We start from the raw sequence: 21082 nt of genomic DNA on the forward strand, positions 1-21082 counted from the left end.
TTCGATCCTCCAATCCATCCTCATTACATTTATATTTACTCAAAAAACATCTTAAACATATTCGAAACTTTTTTCTTCACACCTGGTTCTTCTTTTGAATTTTTAGAGTGTTTTGGTTGTCTAGATTGTTTTTGGTTTTCCATACGCTCTTTACGATCTTCCTCATTCCCTTGAATTACTTCTTCTAAGCCTGAAGCAATTTCTTTCCCTTGGATTCGAACATTTCGGTATGCAAATGTAATAAGACCAATTCCATTTGTATATTGAGGCTCTCGTACGCCAATATAATCTGGAATAGCGACACGTACATTTTTCTGAAGTACATCTCGAGCAAGCTCGAGAACTCCTGGCATTTTAGCCGTTCCTCCAGTTAAAACGAAACCTCCAGACAAGTCTTGATACCCAAGTCTGTTAATTTCTTTTTGTACTAACAAGAACATTTCCTCTAGCCTAGGTTCTATAATGTTAGCAAGTTGCCATTGTGAAAACTCTTGTTTTTGATCACTACCAATCTCCGAAACTTCAAATGTTTCATCATCGGAGGCATGATCTACGAAAGCATGTCCATAACTTGTTTTTACTTTTTCCGCTTCTTCCGTTGACGTTCTAAATCCGACTGAGATGTCATTAGAAATGTGATCTCCACCAACTGGAATCTGACTAGTTCCTTGTAAAGATCCATCATCAAATATGGAGACAGTAGTAGATCCTCCACCCAAGTCAATAAGGGCCACACCTAAACTTTTTTCGTCTTTAGAGAGCGCGATAGAACCTGCTGCTAATGGCTGAAGGACAATATCCGCTACTTGTAGACCCGCTTTTTCGACACAACGTAATAGATTATGTAACATTGTTTTCGATCCGGTGATAATTGTTCCTTCCATTTCTAAACGGACACCTATCATGCCTCTTGGATCATTGATCTCATCTAGACCATCTACAATAAATTGCCGTGGAATAACATCGATAATTTCTCTTTCCGGTGGAATAGAGATCACTTGTGCAGCATCAATAACCCGGGTGATGTCTTCGTCCCCTATTTCACGATCGTTACTAGAGACAGCAACTACCCCATGGCAAGGCTGTAGTTGAATATGATTACCTGTTACACCAACAATGACATATTTGATGCTCATTCCTATCATTCTTTCTGCTTTTTCAACAGCTCTTTTGATAGATTGAACAGTTTGATCAATATCGACAATTGCTCCTCTTTTAATTCCTTCTGATTCAGACTCTCCTACTCCAATTATGTTCAAAGAGCCATTTGTCATTTCACCAATAATAACTCGTACCGATGAGGTTCCGATATCTAGAGTTACATATGTATCATGATTTTTCATTGGCTTGCACCTCCCTTAACCTGCTTTAAAGTTAATAAATGTTTTTTTTAATATGATAACTTAAAGGTTGTATTCAACAATTATATCTCATTACCTCTTTTTATGGGTATAAAAACAAAAAATGAAAAATATACCATTAGTCTTTCGTAGTACTATCACTCTTTTTTGTCCATTTTACAAGAAAAATCCGTCGAATAATTGCGATATTGTGAAATAAACGTACACCAAATGCAAAAACAGCTGCTAAATACAAGTCTACACCAAGATGAACACCGAGAAAAGCTAAACTAGCAGCTAGAAAAATATTTGTGAAAAATCCGGTAATAAATACCTTATCATCAAATGTTTTTTCCAAATGTGCTCGGATGCCACCAACGAGCGTATCCAAGGCTGCTAGTACCGCGATAGATAGATAACTTGAGTATTCATCCGATATTTGGAAGTCTGTAAGAAAACCAAATAATATTCCAATTATAAGAGCTAGAAGTGGCAACCACATTCAGGATCCCTCCTGTACTGGTTCCATGAACCGAACTCGATAGTCTTTCTCATAAGCCGGTAATTCCACTTGATTCACAGGAGTAGAGACAAGGCTTAAATTTTCATAAGAAAATAACTCTCTGGATTGTGAAGACATCATAGCATGGTGCATTGATTCCGGATCATCAGTAATCACTTTTATTTCTAATGGAAAATGACTGAGCCAACTACCGTTAACTAGCGTTCTGCCATTAGCTTCTCTAATAGCGGTAGTTGCTACATAACGTTGCATGTCAATGGCTATATGAGTCGCTCCCTGAATGTTCAGTTCATTAATAAGTAAGCGCACAAGGTAAGGCGGAACTGATCTAATGGCACCCCCTTCATAATCTACATCAAAAGCAACATCAATTTTTAAGATTATTCCTGGCCCACTAACTTCTGTCAGTCCAGCTTGCTCCTGTAATTCAGTAATCACATCGCCCATGACCTCTTCAACATCCTCTGTCTGTTCCAATTGATACAGTATTTCGCGCTGTCTCTCTAGTTCTTCGTTTAATCTTTGCTGTTTTTCTTTTTCCGCCACTAAATCCTGCCTGAGTTCAGCCATATTCCGGCCTTCTCTATTTTCAGGTTCACTTACAGCTTGAAATTGTACAGCCACCATAAATCCAATAATTATCGTGACACAAGCAAAAATAGTCATTCTATTATTCATAGGTTCACCCCTTCTCAGAGAAGAAAGGATCTAATATAATTTCATTTCTTTTCTCAATACGAATATCAATATTTTGATTGACGAGCTGATCTTTTACTCCACCTACAAGATTCAAAGATTCATCTAATGTTTCACTGTCACCGATTGCCGTTACTTCAAAAGGTGAAAATGACGTTTCTCCATCAATCTCGATCACAGGCCCTATGCATTGGATATACGACTGCTGGTGTATTCTATGACCATTTACAGCAATAGCCTCTGCCCCGGCAACGAGAAGTTCATCTACGATTTGTTGGATATGCTGTTCATGGACAATGTAATGATTGGGATTGTCTTCACCTGGCACATATTCTGCATCATCTAGCTTGACATGGATTCCTTCTCCACTCACTCCAACAGACCCAGTAACCATTCGAAGTTGATCAATATCTTCCACCAAATTCAAATACAAGCGCTCAGAAGTCGAAATATCGTCTTCCACCGTTTTAATTTGCCTCTGAACCTCTCTTAAACTATCCGTAAGCTTTTGATTTACTTGCTGTTCGGAAATGACCTCATTACGAAGTTCATCTTCTTCTTGCCACTGGGAATCAGACAAAGGAGGACCTTGTTGGTTTGTATGACTTGTGTACTGGTAACTTAATGAAACAAGAAAACCAGTAATCAAGAGAACAAACGAGAACATCACATGTTTACCCTTCACCCTCAATGCCCTCAACCTCCTCTTCGTCTATTTCTTCCTCTTCCACTTCAAAACTTTCAAAATAAGGATTCATCCTCATATGAACGATCCCATCAATCTCGGGATCTAACTGGTCAACGACAGCAGGATACGGGGTAATCCTTTCAGAAAAATCCCTTATAGTTGAACTTACTGTAAATCCATCATTCATCAACAACGTAATTCGGGTAGGATCATTTTCCGTAGGTTCCAGAGTAATTTCTGAAATACGCTCAAATATCCCTTTTGGAGTTTTCGAGAGTTGAGATGCCATCTGTACTCTTAACTCTTCCGTTTCAAAATTTCGTAAAACGGGTGCATCATATGGGACAACATCCTGGGCAGGATCTTTTGAATATTGCTCACCAGTTTCCAAGACGGGGAAAAAAGTATTCTCCTCTTGAACATAGGCAATATGTGCATATTCCTGAACATCTATTATGATACTATTTAAAAATTCCCTTGAAAGTTCAATACTCGATACGGCCTCGTGAGACGTAATCTTTTTAGAAACTTCTTCTTCATTCAAATTCCACATACTCACTCCATCAAGCAAGCCGGATTGTTCAATCACCCATTCTGAATTCGCGTAATCATTTCCTTTTACTTTTACTTGTTGGACATGACTGTACGAACTTTGAAAATAGATAATGAATAACATTAATAAAAAGAAGATTGACACATACAAGATTAATCGTCGATTGGTCCGTTGTTTTCTTCGAGCTTTGAGTTTAGGAATTCTCTCTTCAATTTCAACTACTTTCTTTTCTTTCATACATCTTTCCTCCATCGTATAGCAAGGGATTGAATGAGAAAACCAATTTTCAGTTTATCGACAAATAAAGACGATTTCCTGCTTCTCTCCATCATAACGCAGTTATTTACTCTTGTAAGGAAAATCACTTATTTTATTATGTGATTTATTGTAAATCAGAGCTATCCTTTGCAAGTGGAACAAATTCCACTTCCGTTTGTAATTGTATTTCAAATCGCTCTTCAACCTTATCCTGAACATACTGAATAAGTTTGAGCACATCTTCAGCCTTTGCATCCCCTTTATTGATAATAAAATTTCCATGTACAGAAGATACTTCTGCATCTCCAATCGAAAATCCTTTTAACCCCAGCTCTTCTATTAACTTCCCTGCATGGTTTGGTAACGGATTTCTGAACACACTTCCGCAACAAGGATCTGTCCAAGGTTGTGTCTCTTTTCGATAGGATTTATTTTTTAATAAATCTTCGCGAATAGAACTAGCATTTCCTTGTTCCATTTGGAATTCTGCTGCAACACAAATGCCACCATTCCTTTGTAAAACGGATGTTCTATAATCAAAATTCAATTCTTTATTGGTCAACCATTTTAAACTGCCATCCGGGAAAAGGATTAAGGCTTTCGTTAAGATAGAGGAAATATCTGCCCCATGAGCCCCTGCATTCATATACACGGCTCCTCCTAATGATCCTGGGATACCAGCAGCAAACTCAAGTCCTGAGTATCCTTTTTTACTAAGAGTAGTAGCTAATTTAATAAGGGAGCATCCGGCCTCTACCGTTAATAAAGTTCCTTTTAATGTGTAACTGGCCATTTGGTCTCCAAGCTTAATCACCACACCTGGAATACCTTCATCAGAAATGAGAACGTTAGACCCTCTACCTAAGATAAATAAAGGAAGGTTCCTAGCCGTGATTGCACGTAAAGCTGATTGTAGTCCTTTTAGGGAACTCGGTTCATACAAAATAGAAGCTGCCCCACCTATTTTCCAAGTAGTATGATTCTTTAGAGATTCATCTACTTTCACTACTCCAACGTCTAATGACTCCAATTCATTAGCTAATTGTCTCATTTAATCCCCCCATTTCCCAACCCTTCGCCTATAAGACACTTTGAATCATTTTTTTAATATCTTCTGCAGCATTTGGTTTACCAAGCGATAAGGCTCCTTTTTTCATACTTTCCCAAACAAAATCATCATTTAATATATGATCAATATCAGATAATAATTGTTCTGAGGAAACATCTTTCTCAAGAATAACCTTCGCAGCATTCTCTTTTTCCAGTGATCTCGCATTTTTTTCTTGATGATTATTTGTCACATACGGGCTAGGAATAAGGATAGAAGGAAGACCTACAGCTGTGATTTCTGATAATGTAGTAGCCCCTGCTCTTGCAACTAACAGGTCAACCTCGTGTAATATAGCCGGCATATCATCTATATAAGGTACACAAACCATTCGATGACTATCTTCTTCCGATAAATGATCCTTGACATTATTATAATGAGCTTCACCTGTGACATATAAACATTGGTAATTTTTCCCTCTCCATAAAGGGAAAGTCTCTATCATGGCATCATTAATTGGTTTAGCTCCGCGACTTCCACCTACGACAAGTACTGTTTTTTTAGTTGGATCTAACCCAAGCTCTTTTAAACGATTTTTCCCATCTTCTCTCTTTAGGGCAACGGCTTCCGTTGCTCTTGGATTCCCTGTAAATACAACCTTACTTTCAGGAAAGTACTTCGCAGAATCCGGAAAAGAGATTGCGATTTTGGTCACATGTTTTGCTAGAAACTTATTCGTTAGACCTGGGACACTATTTTGCTCATGAATGAGTGTAGGTATGTTTCTTTTAGCGGCCGCATAAACAACCGGTCCGCAAACATAACCGCCAGTTCCTATGACTACATCGGGTTTAAATTCTTTTATATATTTTTTGGCCACCCTGACAGCATTTAAAAACCGATAAACTGTTCGTATATTCTCCAAGGATAGCTTTCGTTTAAAACCTGAAATTTTGACCGTTTTAAAAGGGATTCCCTCTTTTGGAACAATAGAAGCTTCTAAACCATTATCCGTGCCAATATATAAGCATTCAAGCGAATGATCTTGTTTTTCTAAATGTCTAATAAGTGCAAGAGCGGGATAAATATGCCCACCCGTTCCTCCACCTGAAATTAATACCTTCATCAATATCCTCCTAATAACCGTTACCTAAAGATTCGTTAAACAATGTATTCTATCACGATAGTAAGGTTGCCATTATAATCTAATCATTCTTATTTTAACCGATATATAGAGTGATTTTAAGTGTATTTTAAATTCTTATTTATTTTTTTTAGTTATTCGATCATTTTAACGTAAAAACAATAAAAAAAACGCCTACTTTCTTCAGCAGGCGCCCTATTAAAATTAGTCTAAGCGGGAGTATGACGACTAATATTTAATAATATTCCAATTGTAGTAAGCATAATTGTTAATGAAGAACCGCCGTAACTCATCAAAGGTAATGTAATTCCAGTAACAGGCATTAACCCGATTACTACGCTAACGTTTATCATTACTTGAAAAGCAATCATCGCCGTGATTCCAGCAGCAAACAATGTACCAAATAAATCTGGTGCATAAAGAGCAATTCTAATCCCTCTCCATAAAAGAACTGCAAAACAGATTAGCACAAATCCACCACCGATAAAGCCAAGTTCTTCTGTAAGAATAGCAAAGATAAAATCGGTCTGAGGCTCCGGGAGATAGAAATACTTCTGACGACTTTCTCCAAATCCTAATCCAAGTAAGCCTCCAGGAGCAATTGCATAAAGAGATTGAATAATTTGAAAGCCACCCCCTAGAGGATCTTCCCAAGGATTTAAAAACGACGTAATTCTTTGAATACGATAAGGAGCTGAAGCGATTAAACCTATGAATCCAACGATACCAATACACCCTAATATTACAAAATGAGAAATCCTCGCCCCCGCAATAAATATCATCAGCACACTAGTTAAAATCATCACTGCCCCAGTTCCTAAATCCGGTTGGAGCATAATAAGCCCAAACGCAAGAAACAAAAGTGCCAAAGTAGGTATTAAACCTTTCTTCCATGTCACAATAAACTTTTGATTAACAGAAATGTATGACGCTAAAAATAATATCATCGCTAATTTCATGAACTCAGAAGGTTGGATCGAAAAAGCTCCAATCCCTAACCAACTCTGAGCCCCCCCTCTTACCAAACCTACACCTGGAATTAGTACGATGAGAAGGAGCAGGAAACAAACCCACAACGCTGCTTTTGAAAGGTCTCTCCATCTCCAATAGTCTATTTGGGTCATTAAAAACATAGAGACGAACCCAAGCGCAACAAAAATGAGCTGACGTTTCACAAAGAAATATGCGTCATCAAATCGATACTCTGCAGAAACAGAGCTCGCACTGTAAACCATCAAACATCCAACAGTCACGAGCATTAACGTGACAATAACTAAAAATATATCCGGTGAAGACCTAACTCTAGGCATAGAAAGAACCTCCATTCTTCATCAAGCTCCTTGAATGGAGGATCGCCAAGTAAAGAAGCTTGATTACATGTCTTTACTAACTATACCTATGAAAAATTAGGACAATCATTCCTGTAAGTTTTCATTAAATATTCTTTTAACAACACGTGTAAATTCATCGCCTCGTTGTTCGAATGTTCTGAATTGATCCCAGGATGCACAAGCTGGTGATAAAAGGATCACTTCACCTGAGACAGACTTCTCAAATGCTAGCCTCGTCGCTTCTTCTAAAGAAGACACCGTTTTGATAAATGGCACATTTGCTTTTCTTGCTGCTTCTGCTATCGCTTCTTTTGTCTCCCCGTATGAAACTATCTTCGACACGTGTTCGGATAGCAGCGGAATCAAGCCATCAAAGGAAAGCCCTCTGTCTAATCCACCAGCGATTAAAACAATTGGTTGCTTAAATGCACGTAATGCAGTCACCGTTGCCGGAACATTCGTTGCTTTCGAATTATTATAGAAACTTCTTCCAACCGCTTCCCCAACATATTCTAGACGATGTTTCACTCCTGCAAACGTCCTTAGTACATGTTTCACCTGATCCACCTTGCCTCCCGCTAATATAGCAGCAGTCGCCGCGGCCAAAGCATTGGATAAATTATGTTCACCCGGAAGTGATAATTCTTTTGCCTCCATTAACCGATGATTAAATACCTTTATCCAACCATCTTCAATCGAAGCGCCATTCTGTATCGTCACTTTAGTGGAAAATGGGATTAACTCTGCTTTCGCTTCCTGAACGATATCGCTAACAAGAGGATCATCTGCATTATAAATCAAGTAATCACTGTCGGATTGATTCAAAAAAATGTTTTTCTTAGCATTCATATATTCATCCATCGAGCCGTGATAATCAATATGTGCTTCCACTAAGTTTAAGAAAACTGCAATTCTTGGTGTAAATGTTTCAATGCCCATTAGCTGAAAACTGGACAATTCTACAACCATTTCATGCTGTGCAGTTGCCTGCTGAGCCACACCGCAAGAGACTTCCCCTATATTCCCAGCTAATAACGGTTCTTTTTCACCGCCATATAGCATCTCACCTATATACGTCGTTGTTGTTGTTTTACCATTCGATCCAGTAATACCAATCATTTCTGCTTCGGAAATTAAATACGCTAGTTCAACTTCTGTGTAAACTGGCAGCTTCATATCAATTGCCTTAACTACCAGTGGATGATCGTACCTTATACCTGGATTTTTCACGACATAATCGACTGTTTTGTTAATTAAATTTTCTGGATGCGAGCCGCAAACTACGGATACTCCAAGCTTCTCTAACTCTTGGGCTTGTGTATTTTCTTCATAAGGTTTTTGATCATTAACCGTTACCTTTGCGCCAAGCTTATGCAACAATCTGGCAGCCTCGGTACCACTTTTAGCCAATCCAATAACAAGCACATTTTTTTCTTCAAATTTTTTAATCATTTTCATGTCATCCACACCTCTAAATAAACGCCGGTTACAGCAAATAAAATTCCAACTGCCCAAAATGTTACAACAACACGCCATTCACTCCAGCCCGAAAGCTCATAATGATGGTGAAGAGGACTCATTTTGAAAATCCTTTTCCCCCTTGTTTTAAATGAAATCACCTGGATAATGACCGATAAGGTTTCAATAACGAAAACTCCTCCTACGATCACGAGTAAAAGCTCCATTTTCGTTAAAATTGCTATCATCGCAAGAGCTCCGCCAAGTGCTAATGAACCTGTATCCCCCATAAATACTTTTGCAGGATGTGCATTAAACACTAGAAACCCTAAGACTGCACCTACAACAGCTACAGAAAACAAAGAAACTGTGAGCATACCTGTTGAATAAGCAATAATAGCAAACGCCCCAAAAGCAACTGCTGATGACCCTGCCACAAGTCCATCCAAACCATCCGTTAAGTTAACGGCATTACTTGCACCAACAAGCATGATGATAATCAATGGAAAATAAAAGACCCCAATATCCACTGCCAATTCCGTTCCTGGTATACGAATATCTGTGGATAAACCTGCCTGTACGAGCACAATGTAAACGAGAGTTGAAATCCCTACCTGAGCAAAGAATTTCTGCTTTGAAGTTAATCCTAAATTTCTTTTTTTGGCTACTTTTATATAATCGTCTAAAAATCCTAGTAATCCGAATCCTGCTGTTACTAAAAGCAACAACCAAACTTCTACACCGATAGTATGAAATTGCCCTGCCATAACGAGAGTAGATAGAACGATAGAAAAGATAATCATCACTCCACCCATTGTCGGTGTACCTGTTTTTTTCTGGTGAGACTTTGGACCTTCATCTCGAATACTTTGACCAAATTTTAATCTCTTTAAAAAAGGGATAAAAATTGGCGATAGTACTACTGTTAACAAAAATGACACTAATAATGTAAATAACAAACCTTGTTCCAACATGAAAGGAACTCCTTTCTAACCTCTATTCAATTCTGTAATTATTTGTTCTAGTAGTGCTCTATTTGCTCCTCTGTATAAGATTAAACTAGAGGAATTAATGAGTTCTTTAAGCATATCAACTGTTTTAGCGTGATTTGGAAAGTGCCTAGTTATAAGTGTATCATTTGTCAATCTGTTTAATGCCTCTGTCACCCAAAAAGCTTTTTCTCCTATTGTTATAACATGCGTGATGGGGTCTGCTAACTTCGAAGCAAAAATTTCATGAAGCGTAATATCCAAGGGGGTAGATTGAAATCCTTCATCAACAATAACTACCCTATTTTCAAAAGAGTGTAAATACTTGACCATGTTAATACTATATTCAACATCACTGTGTTCTACTTTCTCATGGTCGAAAACTACTATAGAACCCGGAGCATTTCCTTTTACATCTAACCCCAGGTCTTCCATAGTCAGATCCTTTAATGAGTGAACTATCTGGTCCGCACCTATTCCTAAGTGAAGACCTGCTGCAATCGATGGTACGACACACTTCAGGTGATTGCTCAAATAAATTGGAATAATGAAATCAATGAGGATACCTTCCATTTGAAATCGGAGCGAATCTTCCTTTGTTTGAACAGATTTAATACTGAAAATATTACTGTCTTCGTAGCCAATTGTCATGACATCTGTTTTCCATTCACCTTCAGCGATCGGACGATCCCCATCCATCACAACAGTACCTGTTGCCTTCATACCTTCTACGATAGATATCGCTTGGGTATTTCCTCCAGTATTCTCACTAATAATTGCTAAAGAAGGCTTTACAATTTCACTTATTCTACTCACATGTGATGTTTTAGTAGAAGGAACATCCATAATAAAAACATCCGTATTACTTGGCATAGAAAGGATTGTTTCAAGTACATGAAGGACAGTGACACTGCTCCCACCTTCATATACAACAAACGGTTGATCGAGTACTTTTTTCAGAATTTTTTTAGTGGCTACTCTTGAGTAGTCACCTAGAACCACGATTGTAGTTGGATCTACATTAAACAAGTATTCATTTGCCATTCTTTCAAGCGCAAGATGGACATTATCAACGTAAAAGATTGGGAAACTTTCAGGCAGAGTAGTTGGAAGTTCTATTCCGTTCTGCCAAAAACTACCGACTGCACCATTTTCTATGGCTGTTTCAATTAATTGGTGTCCATCAAAACCACCATCGATAATCGGAGCATATATAATACCTTGTTTAATTCTATTACTATCGGTACTTACACCGGCAGAAACAAAATTAAATGTAAACTTTCCGCTAATCCGATCAGAAACAGTCTTGATGAGTTGATAATCAATATCGCCATTCATCTTATATCCGCTCCCTCATCGCTTCCCTTGCAATTTCCCGGTCATCAAAGGTGAAAGTTTGATCACCAATGATTTGGTATGTTTCATGACCTTTACCTGCAATCAAGATTACTTCGTCTTGACTCGCTTGGTTAATTGCAGTAATAATAGCGGTTTTCCTGTCTTCTATGATTTTATATCTATCTCCTTTAATTCCTTGTTTCATGTCATAAAGGATTGATAGGGGCTCCTCAGAACGAGGATTATCTGATGTTAAATAAACAAAATCAGCCAATTCATCTGCTATCGAAGCCATGAGAGGTCTTTTTGAGCGATCACGATCTCCCCCGCAACCAATAATGACGGATATTTTTCCTTTAGCAAAACCTTTGATTGTTTCCAGCACATTTTTTAAACTGTCTGGAGTATGGGCATAGTCTACAATGACGTGATAAGGTGTATCTCCTTCTATTCTTTCAAACCTTCCTGAAACGCCTTTTATAGCTTCTACACTTGTTTTAATAGAAGATATTGGCACTCCACTCGCATACGCTGCTGCGGCTGCTGCAAGTACGTTATACACGGAAAAAAGTCCGGTTAAATAAAGTTTAAACAGGTACTCCTCCCCCGCTACTTCCAATGTAAAGTTCGTGCCATCTTCCCGGATCTTTACATCTTTCGCACGGAAGTCAGCTTGTTCCTCGATGCCATAAGTAATAATGGGTACTGCTGTCATTGTTTCCAGCGTATTAAAATGTTTATCATCCACATTTAAAACAGCAATTTTTTTCACACTCTTATCAAAGTTACTGCCAAGTTGTGCAAAAAGTAATCCTTTTGCCTGTCCATATTTTTCCATCGTGCCATGATAATCCAGGTGGTCCTGAGAAAGGTTTGTAAAAACACCAATATTAAAGTCTGTTCCGTGGACTCGCCCTAATTCTAACGCGTGGGAAGAGACTTCCATTGTCACCGCTTCAACATTTTCTTTCACCATTTCCGCAAATTCTTTTTGCAATACGAGTGATTCCGGCGTTGTATTTTTCACACTGATTTCTTTTCCTTTGTACTTCATGTACATTGTACCAATTATACCTGTTTCCATTTTGAAATCAGATAAAATCTTCTCGATAATATGTGTCGTTGTCGTTTTGCCGTTTGTACCAGTCACACCAATCATATGTAATTTTGAACTAGGTAGTCCATAAAAATGAGCAGAAAGAATAGCCATTGCACGTTTGACATCTCTCACTTTAATCATTGGAACGTCTATAGTCAGCTCTTTTTCTACAACTAAAGCAACAGCTCCTTTCTGAATCGCGTGCTCAGCAAAATCGTGTCCATCTACTGTAAAACCAGGAACACAGAAAAATAAGCTGTTTTTTTTAACGAGACGAGAATCCATTTCAACATGGGTAATTTCAGGATTCTTTGTTCCGATATATTCAAAGGATGGTAATACCTCCGTCAGTGTTTTTAAATCGGTCATTTTGCTCCCTCTTTCATGTACTTCTTTATTTTGTAAAGCAGCACCTACAACCAAATCATAGGTGCTGACCCTTTAACATTTTACTGTTCTTCTTCGGTTTTGTCACCCAAATATATTCGAATTGTTGAACCTGTTTCTATTCTAGTTCCTGGATCAGGCGATTGTGAAACTACTTCCGTGCCATCCCCACTAATATCTAACTCAATATCATAGTATGCATCAAAAATCTCGCGCTTCGTTAAGCCTAATAAATCGGGTACTTCTATAACTGGTATGTCAGACCACGCCTCTTCTTTCTCTACTTGCTCTGTTCTTCTTGGAACGTCTAGAGCACGTAAACTGTCTTCAATAATATTTCCAACGATTGGAGCAGCTACAACCCCACCAAACTGTATCGTATCTTTCGGATTATCAATGGCTACATAAACAACAATTTCAGGGTCATCAGCTGGAGCAAAACCAATAAAGGATACAATATGGTTATTTTCTAAATACTTTCCGTCTTTTGCTTTCTGCGCCGTACCGGTTTTACCACCGACTCGGTATCCATCTACAAAAGCACCCCGTCCTGTTCCCTTAGCGACAACATATTCTAATGCTCTGCGAATTTCTGCAGAGGTTTCCTCTGAAATAACTTGTTTTTTCACTACTGATTCTTTCTTACTTATGGTGTCGCCAGTTGCGCCGTCTAGCCATTCTTTTGCTAAATAAGGTTCGTATAAAGTACCTCCATTTATTGCAGCTGAAACCGCAGTAACTTGTTGAATCGGTGTTACAGAGACCCCTTGACCAAATGAAGTTGTCGCCAGTTCAAGAGGACCAACTACATCCAAGTCAAATAGTATCCCTGTCCCTTCTCCTTGTAAATCAATTCCCGTTTCATTACCAAAACCAAAGTCATCGATATATTTAAAAAGTTTTTCTTTCCCTAACCTTTCGCCCAGTTCAACAAAACCGGGGTTACAAGAATTTTGGACAACTTCTAAAAAAGTTTGCTCCCCGTGTCCGCCTTTTTTCCAACACTTTAATCTTTTACCAGAAACTTTTACATACCCTGGATCATGAAAGTTATCTTCGTCGAGATCTACAACACCTTCTTCAAGGGCTGCAGCAAGTGTGATAATTTTAAACGTTGACCCTGGCTCGTACGTACTCCAAATTGGTTTATTTTGATTATAAATATCCGGTGGCACTTCCTGAAAGCTTTCCGGATCATAATCTGGCCGGGATGACATTGCGAGAATCTCTCCTGTTTTTGGATCCATCGCAATAGCCATTGCTCCATCTGGATTATAAGTGGCTTCGGCTTCATCCAGTTCCCTCTCGATAATTGTCTGAACGTTGGTATCAATCGTCAATTTTAAATCATCACCATTTTCAGGAGGCGTGTAACGATCTGCTAAGTTAGGCATCCTCTGTCCCTTAGCATCAGAGTAAAAGGATACATACCCTTTTTCCCCGGACAATTGTTCATCATAAAATAATTCGATACCAGTAAGGCCTTGGTTATCAATTCCAGCAAAGCCTAATACGTGAGACAAATACTTTCCATACGGATAGTGTCGCATATTATCTTCAGCAATATAAACACCCTCCAGCTGTAATAGACGAACTTCATTTGCTAATTCATTCGATATTTTTCTTCCCTCCGGATTTATGCGAACAATAGATGTATTTTGAGTCACATATTCATATGCTTTTTCAGAAGTCATATGGAGTACCTCAGCTAATTGCTCCGAAACCTTTACAGGATCCTTTATTTGCCTTGGAACAACTAATACGGTAGGAGCAGTGACGTTTATCGCGAGCGGTTCGCCATTTCGGTCAAGGATATCTCCTCTTTCGGCTTCAAAAGGAATATTTCTTCCCCAGGACTCTTCTGCCTTTTCAGAAATCTCCTCACCCATAACTACTTGCACGTACCATAAACGTGCTCCCATAATTAAAAACAGTACTACCCCCGCAATTAAAGTAAATATGAGTCTTTTTCTAACTGTTACAAAGGATACAGTTTTCATAAACAACCTCCTCACCAATCACTTGGTTCAGACATATGAAAGAAATGGACAGGTTAGAACGAAGCCACTGAAATATTATCTAAGAAAAACGCCGTAGCCGTCTTTTATTAAATACACCGTGATCTTTAGCCACCCCCGAGTAGCACCTACGTATTGCGTGTAGGTGCTACTCGAAAGGAGGTGGGTTTCCCTTGACACGTGTGGCGTAAAGATAGCTGTCAACTTATACTTTCTTATCTCCTCAAAAGGGCACTAAAAAAGTAAAAATCTCCTTTTTTAGTGCCCGTTAGAACTATTTCGTCCGAAATATCACCTTACTAAGCTAATCCATAAAGAATTCTTGCTCTTCTTCCTCCACAGCGTTATCTTCTGCAACCTCACCAATGTTCTCTTCATCTTCATTATCCTTAGAAAGGCTTACGCTCATACGACTAAGTTCATCCATTTCTGTACCAGCTTCTGGAGTTTGTTCTTGAACAAAACCGCTGCCATTCACTTCCATACCAATGTCTAGAAGTTTGCCTAATAAATAGACATCACGCAGTGACCAGCCAGAAATATCCGGAACTAGCGGCAGCTCATCGTCTGTTAAAAAGATAATTTTTTCTCCAGAGATTAATTGTGTGCCAGGTTCATGAGATTGACTGGTTATCTTATCGCCTTCTCCTATAACAATTACTTGAAGTTCCTTTTCAGTCAAAATAGTTTTGGTTTCTTCAAGGCTTTCACCTTGGTAGTCTTCCAACTCAATAGATTCTTGAACAGACGACACTTCATCATCTTCAGATGGAGCTATGTTTAAATATTGAAGACTTTGTTCCATCACATTACGGAAGATCATCGATACTGGTTCGGACCCAATTTGACCAGCATCTAGTTGTGGCCTGTCGACTGCAACATAAACAATCACTTCCGGATCATCTTTTGGAGCCATCCCTATAAAGGAATAAATATTTTCACCTGACAGATAGCCACCTGATTCACTAGGAATTTGCGCAGTTCCCGTTTTCCCAGCGATATCAAAACCGTCAATTGCATATGGTCTTCCCGTGCCATCTTCTTCTGTAACAACTGTCTCAAGAATATCCAGCACTTGGTTAGCCGTCTCTTCCGAAATCGGTTCCCCTGCAATAGTAGGCTCATTCTCATAATCCGTCTTTCCTGTATTCGGATTTACAATTCGATCAATAATGTATGGTTTCATCATCTTGCCATCATTTGCCACCGCTGTAGCTGCTTGGACTTGTTGGATAGGAGTAATAGCTGTCGCTTGTCCAAAAGCAGTTGTCGCTGCATCAATGGTATATTGTTCAGCAATGAGTCCTGTTGCTTCATTCGGTAAATCAATGCCTGTCGGTTCACGAAAGCCAAAGGCATCAATATAGCTATAAAGTTTTTCTGGTCCAAGTTTTTCAAGGGCAATTTTTGAAAAAGCTACGTTGGATGACCGTCTTACCCCTTCATCATAAGATATAGTCCCCCAACCTCTTCCACCATTATGATCATTAACTGTTTTATCTACAATTTCGATTGACCCTGACTCAAACGTTTCGTCCCCGTTGTAAACACCTTCTTCAATCGCTGCAGCCAAGGTGAATATTTTCATAGTAGAACCCGGTTCGAAACGTGAGGAAATGGTGTAGTTCGTATAGTTTTCAATGGATTCATATTCGTTCGGATTAAAACTAGGCCGATTTGACATGCCTAGGATTTCCCCTGTTTTTGCATTAGCAACAATCGCCATCACTCGTTCAGGATTAAAATCTTCAACCACTTGATTCATCGTCTGCTCAATAGCCATTTGAATTCGAGAATCAATGGTTAAATAGACATCATCGCCATTCTTTGGCTCTTTAATAGTCTCTTCTGAATCTGGAAGTTTTCGATTTCTTCCATCTTCTTGATAAGTAATCTCACCATCAGCTTCCAGAAGATATTCATTTAAACTGCTTTCAATACCCATTCGAGCGACCGACATATCTCTCTCTGTATAACCGATAATATGAGAGGCAAAAATTTGTTTTGGATAGTAACGTCGAGGATCCTCTCTGAACAAAATCCCCTCAAGCTTTAACTCTTCTATTTCTTCCCGCTTTTCGTAGCTCATATTTTTCGACTGTGCACCTAGTTCTACCTGAACAGAGTCTCGGGATAAGAGTTCTTCGAGTCTCTCTGCATCCATCTCTAATATAGGACTTAAACTTTGAGCGGTCGCTTTTGGATCCTTTACATAGCTATCAAATCTATCATCTAGAATCGCTATAACAGTATAAGAGGGTATTTCCTCCGCCAATACATCACCGTTATTATCATAGATAGACCCTCGTTCTCCATCAATAACATTTGTTTGCGACCATCGTTTAGCTACTAATTCCTCTAAGTCTACCCCTTGCACTTCTTTTGCAGCTTGTATGTAGACAAACCGAGAAAAGATCACCACGAATACAATAAACAAAAGAAACAAAAAGAAAACAGCTCTTTTTGTAACTTGGCTACTTTTTATTTGTTGCTGCATGAGAATCTGCCTCCCTTGTAATTTTCCAAAAGGAGCATTTAGTCATTACCATGAATAACTTTTACACTTTGGTCATTTAATTTCATACCAAGATCATTTTGCGCAATATCAAGAATTCTTTCCGGATCAGAAAGCTCTTTTACTTGAAGGGATAATCCATCATTCACACTTTCTAATTCCGAGATGCTAGTTTGGTTCTGTTCGATGTGATGATTCGCACTGTAAATAGTCGCATAATTTGATAGAATAAGATAGAGCGTAAACACGATAACTCCTGCTGTAATCATGTAAATAAGCTTTTCCCCTTTCGTAACCCCACCTTTAAATATGCGTTCTTTTACCGGTTTAGTAACTGTTCTTCGTTGCGGGGCAGTGGATTCATGCATTCTCTTTTCCACAAGTGGGCTCATTTTCATTCCTCCTCCTTCTTATTTTTTTCAGCAATCCTTAATTTTGCAGAGTGGGAACGGTGGTTCTCTTCCAACTCTTGCTCATTAGCTGTCACCGGTTTTCTCGTTATCAATGATAATTCTGGTTTTAAACTTTCAGGAATGACGGGCAAGCCTCTCGGAAGTTCTGGAAGACTGCTCTTATTTTTAAAAACTTGTTTACATATTCGGTCTTCCAAAGAATGAAAAGTTATAACAGCAATACGTCCTCCTGGTTTCAAGAGTGAGATAGCATCTTCGAGAGCTGTTTTAAATACATTTAATTCATCATTAACGGCAATTCTGATTGCCTGAAAGGTTCTTTTAGCCGGATGCCCACCTTTTCGTCTCGCTGGAGCAGGAATTGCTTCCTTAATGACCTCAACTAATTCAAACGTGGTAGTAATAGGAGCTGTTTCCCGTCTCTTTTCAATTTTACGGGCGATATATTTCGCGAATTTTTCTTCACCATACCGGGAAAAAATTTCTTGTAGCTTTTGAAAACTCCATTCATTTACGACTGTAAAGGCAGAAAGATCTTGGGATTGATCCATTCTCATATCTAACGGAGCATCATAGCGATAGCTAAATCCTCTTTCCGGTTCATCAAATTGAGGAGAGGAAACACCTAGATCGAAGACAAATCCATCCACTGCATCTATTTCTCTGCTTTCTAAAGAATTTTTAACAAACTCAAAGTTGCTATGTATGAAAGCTACTTGTGCAGAATAGTTAGACAGTCTTTCTCTCGAGTGTGCTAACGCCTTTTCATCTTGATCAAATGCAACTAGTTTCCCCTCAGGAGACAACTCTTGTAAAATCCGTTCACTATGACCCCCGCCACCTAAGGTACAATCGACATAAATACCATCAGGTTTGACATCTAGTCCTTTTACTGTCTCTTCTTTCAATACTGTTTCATGTTCAAACAAACGATCTCTCCTCCCTTCTGCATATGATTAACAAATAGCACCCTCCTATAAACCATAGGTGCTAATTTAACTTAAAAGTTGATGCAAAGCGCTTCCGCTTTTCCTTATTACAAATCAAAATCTACAATGCCTTCAGCAATTTCTGCAAACGACTCCTCTGATTCGGCAAAATATTCTTCCCAAACCTCTTTACTCCAAATTTCCACTCGGTTCGACACTCCGATAACCACACATTCCTTCTCTAAACCAGCATATTTACGAAGTGTAGAGGCAATATTTACTCTTCCTTGCTTGTCCAATTCACATTCCGCTGCTCCAGAAAAGAAAAATCTTGTAAATGCTCGGGCATCTTTTTTAGTAAAAGGTAAATTTTTAAGCTTGTCTTCTAGTATTTTCCATTCCGGTTCAGGATATACAAATAAACACTTATCCATTCCCCGTGTGACAACGAAGGTGGATCCTAATTCATCTCGGAATTTAGCAGGAACAATCATTCTGCCCTTATCATCAATGTTATGATGATGTTCTCCCATGAACATAAAGATCCACCTCCTCCCCACTTAATAACACTAACTTACCACATCCCTCCACTTTATACCACTTTCTTTTTGAAAATAAACGAAAAAAAATACTTCAGATTTCTCTGAAGTATTTTACATCGTCAAATATAAATGGTGACCTGTTTCAAGTAATTTTCGATGGTCTAACATTTCATTGAACGTATTTTTTACTAAATCTTCCCCGTATAAATTTAAAAAAGGAAAAATGTTCAAGTGTCTTTCTTGCCAATTGCCGTTTGGTCTGACCTCCACCTCTAAACACAATAATCTTTGAAGGTGAATCCTTTGCGTTGATTCGACAAAATGACTGATTTCTTTTTCATATACTTTTAATTGTTCTTTCATTTTTAGACGGAACTGGTCATGTAAAAGTAATGCACCTTTACCCAAAGGAGAAATACCTTCTTCAAGTTTATCCTCAAATTTAGCCAATCTCTTTTTTGCTTTTTTGAATACTTTCACATCATCAACAGCTTTTCCATCATTGATGATTTGCTCTCTTTTCTGCTGCGTTCCTTCAAACGTGATTTTTTTAGTATCTAGTTGATACCTTCTTATAGTTTTCTCGGACCTCCGTGATAAATAGGTGATATGATACCTTGGCTTCACCAATGGCATGCAACGGTCAAAGGAGTGAAAAACTTGTTTTAACGTCCCCCAATACTTTAACTCACCCGGTCCAGCTATAAACGTGTGCACGGGTAACAACAGGTCTTGCATTAAAGGGCGCGTGACAACATTATTACTTAATGCTAATTTCCCTGTAGTGACTGCTTCTAACATTTCGTCTTCTGACCACTTGCGAGAGCCTTCTTTTTCCTGATAGTTCCCATCCTCTAGTCGTTCTAGAAGAAAACGCTGCTTTTCCTCATGAAAGAAAAGATGAGCGTTTTGTTGGTCAATCGTAATAGGTTCTCCAAAGTCTGCCGCTTTCATCTCTCTGGCTTGTTCGAGAAACGAAGCTCTGATAGGGTCATTCTTTCGGATCATTTCCTGAAAGTAAGGCTGCTCAATTTGTCTGATTTGAGGGTCTGCAGCATCCATTAAAACCAAACCGGTGTCCGCAAACAAACGAGACAGCAACTTTGCACACCATTCGGAATACGTGTTTCCTTGCTCAATATCTTCTAGAAGTTTTTTGTAGAGACATGCCGTATGCTCAGTTTCAGGTAAAAATTGAAACGCATCCTTAACTAGCTTCTTCGCCTCTTCTTGATCGATGATTCTTTCAGATACAGGTTGCTTTAAATCATTCCGTTCTGTTATTTTAATTTTTTTTGTTTCTTTTCCGTCTGTGAAAAATGTGTGATTCACTTCATCAATGTCATGATCCTCACCGGCAATCCAAAATATAGGAATTACAGGACTAGAAAGGCTCTCTTCCAAGTTTCTTGCTTCAATAAGAATCGACAGAATTTTGTTCACCGTGTAAATTGGCCCAGTTAATAAACCGGCTTGTTGACCGCCAACTACGACAACACTTTCTTTTTGTTTCAAGCGTTCAATTTGCGCAAATGTACGGGGATATGCATTATATTTCTTATTATACGATGTTAACGCCTGCACGAGTTCTTCTCTCTGAAAGGACATCTTCATTAATTCGTCATACCTGGATCGTTGACTTTTACTGGATAAGTCGTAATCAAAAAAGGAAAGAGCATTACGGTTATTATTTAAATACTTATGTATAAAAGAGCCTGATTCATGCGTGTTAGTAATTTTCATTTCCATGACTGTGTTCAACCTTCCATTTTCAAATTGAACTAGATTAGTTTATCATTCGCGAGATTATGTA

The 21082-nt window shown here is 38.6% G+C and carries 18 protein-coding genes; all 18 read right to left on the minus strand.

What is annotated here, in order from left to right; genetic code table 11:
* Nucleotides 1–35 precede the first annotated feature (35 nt).
* The 18 genes from ftsA to bshC all read right to left on the minus strand — a co-directional run bounded on the left by ftsA (nt 36) and on the right by bshC (nt 21018).
* Nucleotides 36–1343 carry a cell division protein FtsA gene (gene ftsA / locus CEF18_RS10595; protein WP_110936445.1) on the minus strand — a complete coding sequence of 436 codons (1308 nt, stop codon included), beginning with the start codon at nt 1341–1343 and terminating at the stop codon, nt 36–38.
* Nucleotides 1344–1479: 136 nt separating this feature from the next.
* The gene (locus CEF18_RS10600; RefSeq protein ID WP_110936446.1) at nt 1480–1842 is read right to left on the minus strand and encodes a small basic family protein; all 363 of its coding nucleotides are present in this window, start codon (nt 1840–1842) and stop codon (nt 1480–1482) included.
* Complete coding sequence (locus CEF18_RS10605) at nt 1843–2541, minus strand: DUF881 domain-containing protein (RefSeq protein ID WP_110936447.1); 699 nt, start codon at nt 2539–2541, stop codon at nt 1843–1845.
* Between the two features lie 4 nt (nt 2542–2545).
* Nucleotides 2546–3244, minus strand: a complete 699-nt coding sequence (locus CEF18_RS10610; RefSeq protein ID WP_223292372.1) for a DUF881 domain-containing protein — start codon at nt 3242–3244, stop codon at nt 2546–2548.
* On the minus strand, nt 3234–4037 hold the full coding sequence (locus CEF18_RS10615; RefSeq protein WP_110936449.1) for a cell division protein FtsQ/DivIB: 804 nt from the start codon (nt 4035–4037) through the stop codon (nt 3234–3236). The genes CEF18_RS10610 and CEF18_RS10615 overlap by 11 nt, the downstream gene beginning before the upstream one ends.
* Nucleotides 4038–4182: 145 nt before the next feature.
* Complete coding sequence (gene murB, locus CEF18_RS10620) at nt 4183–5109, minus strand: UDP-N-acetylmuramate dehydrogenase (RefSeq protein ID WP_110936450.1); 927 nt, start codon at nt 5107–5109, stop codon at nt 4183–4185.
* 28 nt (nt 5110–5137) lie between these two features.
* On the minus strand, nt 5138–6232 hold the full coding sequence (gene murG / locus CEF18_RS10625) for an undecaprenyldiphospho-muramoylpentapeptide beta-N-acetylglucosaminyltransferase (protein ID WP_110936451.1): 1095 nt from the start codon (nt 6230–6232) through the stop codon (nt 5138–5140).
* A gap of 227 nt (nt 6233–6459) precedes the next feature.
* A complete protein-coding gene (spoVE, locus tag CEF18_RS10630; RefSeq protein WP_110936452.1) occupies nt 6460–7560 on the minus strand; it encodes a stage V sporulation protein E in 1101 nt (366 codons plus the stop codon).
* A 105-nt stretch (nt 7561–7665) separates the two neighbouring features.
* Nucleotides 7666–9039 carry a UDP-N-acetylmuramoyl-L-alanine--D-glutamate ligase gene (gene murD, locus CEF18_RS10635; protein WP_110936453.1) on the minus strand — a complete coding sequence of 458 codons (1374 nt, stop codon included), beginning with the start codon at nt 9037–9039 and terminating at the stop codon, nt 7666–7668.
* Nucleotides 9036–10013 carry a phospho-N-acetylmuramoyl-pentapeptide-transferase gene (gene mraY / locus CEF18_RS10640; RefSeq protein WP_110936454.1) on the minus strand — a complete coding sequence of 326 codons (978 nt, stop codon included), beginning with the start codon at nt 10011–10013 and terminating at the stop codon, nt 9036–9038. Before mraY ends, murD begins: the two co-directional genes overlap by 4 nt.
* Nucleotides 10014–10028: 15 nt before the next feature.
* Nucleotides 10029–11366: a UDP-N-acetylmuramoyl-tripeptide--D-alanyl-D-alanine ligase gene (locus CEF18_RS10645; protein WP_110936455.1), complete on the minus strand. Its 1338-nt coding sequence runs from the start codon at nt 11364–11366 to the stop codon at nt 10029–10031.
* A 1-nt stretch (nt 11367) separates the two neighbouring features.
* The gene (locus CEF18_RS10650) at nt 11368–12834 is read right to left on the minus strand and encodes a UDP-N-acetylmuramoyl-L-alanyl-D-glutamate--2,6-diaminopimelate ligase (protein WP_110936456.1); all 1467 of its coding nucleotides are present in this window, start codon (nt 12832–12834) and stop codon (nt 11368–11370) included.
* Between the two features lie 80 nt (nt 12835–12914).
* The gene (locus CEF18_RS10655) at nt 12915–14852 is read right to left on the minus strand and encodes a stage V sporulation protein D (RefSeq protein ID WP_110936457.1); all 1938 of its coding nucleotides are present in this window, start codon (nt 14850–14852) and stop codon (nt 12915–12917) included.
* Nucleotides 14853–15174: 322 nt separating this feature from the next.
* Entirely contained in the window at nt 15175–17367 is a 2193-nt protein-coding gene (locus CEF18_RS10660) for a penicillin-binding protein (RefSeq protein WP_110936458.1), read from the minus strand.
* Nucleotides 17368–17405: 38 nt separating this feature from the next.
* Entirely contained in the window at nt 17406–17777 is a 372-nt protein-coding gene (gene ftsL / locus CEF18_RS10665) for a cell division protein FtsL (RefSeq protein WP_223292284.1), read from the minus strand.
* 2 nt (nt 17778–17779) lie between these two features.
* The gene (gene rsmH, locus CEF18_RS10670) at nt 17780–18727 is read right to left on the minus strand and encodes a 16S rRNA (cytosine(1402)-N(4))-methyltransferase RsmH (protein WP_110936459.1); all 948 of its coding nucleotides are present in this window, start codon (nt 18725–18727) and stop codon (nt 17780–17782) included.
* A gap of 107 nt (nt 18728–18834) precedes the next feature.
* Nucleotides 18835–19266 carry a division/cell wall cluster transcriptional repressor MraZ gene (gene mraZ, locus CEF18_RS10675; protein WP_110936460.1) on the minus strand — a complete coding sequence of 144 codons (432 nt, stop codon included), beginning with the start codon at nt 19264–19266 and terminating at the stop codon, nt 18835–18837.
* A gap of 114 nt (nt 19267–19380) precedes the next feature.
* Entirely contained in the window at nt 19381–21018 is a 1638-nt protein-coding gene (gene bshC, locus CEF18_RS10680) for a bacillithiol biosynthesis cysteine-adding enzyme BshC (RefSeq protein ID WP_110936461.1), read from the minus strand.
* Nucleotides 21019–21082 lie beyond the last annotated feature (64 nt).

The organism is Salipaludibacillus neizhouensis, from assembly GCF_002886185.1.
GTDB lineage: Bacteria > Bacillota > Bacilli > Bacillales > Salisediminibacteriaceae > Salipaludibacillus > Salipaludibacillus neizhouensis.

Coding starts and splice junctions, on each gene's coding strand:
- murB (WP_110936450.1), bottom strand. CDS start 5,109: ATGAGACAATTAGCTAATGAATTGGAGTCATTAGACGTTGGAGTAGTG.
- mraZ (WP_110936460.1), bottom strand. CDS start 19,266: ATGTTCATGGGAGAACATCATCATAACATTGATGATAAGGGCAGAATG.
- bshC (WP_110936461.1), bottom strand. CDS start 21,018: ATGGAAATGAAAATTACTAACACGCATGAATCAGGCTCTTTTATACAT.
- CEF18_RS10660 (WP_110936458.1), bottom strand. CDS start 17,367: ATGCAGCAACAAATAAAAAGTAGCCAAGTTACAAAAAGAGCTGTTTTC.
- mraY (WP_110936454.1), bottom strand. CDS start 10,013: ATGTTGGAACAAGGTTTGTTATTTACATTATTAGTGTCATTTTTGTTA.
- murG (WP_110936451.1), bottom strand. CDS start 6,232: ATGAAGGTATTAATTTCAGGTGGAGGAACGGGTGGGCATATTTATCCC.
- CEF18_RS10615 (WP_110936449.1), bottom strand. CDS start 4,037: ATGAAAGAAAAGAAAGTAGTTGAAATTGAAGAGAGAATTCCTAAACTC.
- CEF18_RS10645 (WP_110936455.1), bottom strand. CDS start 11,366: ATGAATGGCGATATTGATTATCAACTCATCAAGACTGTTTCTGATCGG.
- CEF18_RS10600 (WP_110936446.1), bottom strand. CDS start 1,842: ATGTGGTTGCCACTTCTAGCTCTTATAATTGGAATATTATTTGGTTTT.
- spoVE (WP_110936452.1), bottom strand. CDS start 7,560: ATGCCTAGAGTTAGGTCTTCACCGGATATATTTTTAGTTATTGTCACG.
- ftsL (WP_223292284.1), bottom strand. CDS start 17,777: ATGAGCCCACTTGTGGAAAAGAGAATGCATGAATCCACTGCCCCGCAA.
- CEF18_RS10605 (WP_110936447.1), bottom strand. CDS start 2,541: ATGAATAATAGAATGACTATTTTTGCTTGTGTCACGATAATTATTGGA.
- CEF18_RS10650 (WP_110936456.1), bottom strand. CDS start 12,834: ATGACCGATTTAAAAACACTGACGGAGGTATTACCATCCTTTGAATAT.
- ftsA (WP_110936445.1), bottom strand. CDS start 1,343: ATGAAAAATCATGATACATATGTAACTCTAGATATCGGAACCTCATCG.
- murD (WP_110936453.1), bottom strand. CDS start 9,039: ATGAAAATGATTAAAAAATTTGAAGAAAAAAATGTGCTTGTTATTGGA.
- CEF18_RS10655 (WP_110936457.1), bottom strand. CDS start 14,852: ATGAAAACTGTATCCTTTGTAACAGTTAGAAAAAGACTCATATTTACT.